This window comes from Hyphomonas oceanitis SCH89 (assembly GCF_000685295.1).
GTDB lineage: Bacteria > Pseudomonadota > Alphaproteobacteria > Caulobacterales > Hyphomonadaceae > Hyphomonas > Hyphomonas oceanitis.
Window position 1 is genome coordinate 1 of sequence record NZ_ARYL01000142.1, and the last position, 786, is coordinate 786.

Here is a 786-nt window from a genome sequence, read left to right on the forward strand (position 1 = left end):
GAGATGGCGACAATGCCAATTCCTACCTGACTGCGCCGATCGCTGGAACGATTGTCCGGCGCGCAGTGACTCTTGGCGAGACTGTTGCCGCGGGAGACGCCGGCGCCGACACGCTCTTCACGATCGCGGATGACAGCGTGGTCTGGGCAGACATCGCCGTCTACAAACAGGACATTGGTCGTATACGTATTGGCGCACCTGTCGCGCTGAAGACCGACGCAGGAAATGTCCTGGCGCTATCGACTGTCGCTTTCGTGCTTCCCGTCATCAATGAAACCTCTCGCACCGCGACGGCACGAGTGATTGTGGACAATGCAGATGGCCGTCTGACGCCTGGCCAGTTTGTCACGGCTGATCTCAGTGTCGGCAATGCAAGCCCCGTGGTGCGGGTCCCGCAAACAGCTGTCCAGATTGTCGAAGACAAACCGTCAATATTCGTTCCCGTTGAAGGCGGTTTCGCACCCAGGCCAGTGATGATCGGTGCAGCGGCCGGCGGCTTTGTCGAAATTCGTTCGGGCCTGGCGGTCGGCGAGACCTTTGTCTCGCAAGGGGGCTTCACCCTCAAGGCCCAGCTTGAAAAAGACGCCTTTGGCGATGGACACGGACACTAGGACCAACAGACATGATCAATTTTATGCACCGTATCGCCGGGGGCCGCCTCCTGGCAGCCATCGCGGCACTCGCCATGACGCTTGGCGGCCTGTTCGCCTTCCGGGCCTTGCCCGTGGATGCCTTTCCGGACGTCACCCCCTCCCTGGTTCAGGTCTTTACCGAAACCGAAGGCCT

The 786-nt window shown here is 60.3% G+C and carries 2 protein-coding genes; both read left to right on the forward strand.

The window, feature by feature from the left end:
* The coding region (locus HOC_RS20625) for an efflux RND transporter periplasmic adaptor subunit (RefSeq protein WP_035542654.1) at positions 1–611 on the forward strand (611 nt) is incomplete at its 5' end.
* Between the two features lie 11 nt (positions 612–622).
* Positions 623–786: efflux RND transporter permease subunit (locus HOC_RS22775; RefSeq protein WP_156950586.1), on the forward strand; the 164-nt coding region annotated here is incomplete at its 3' end.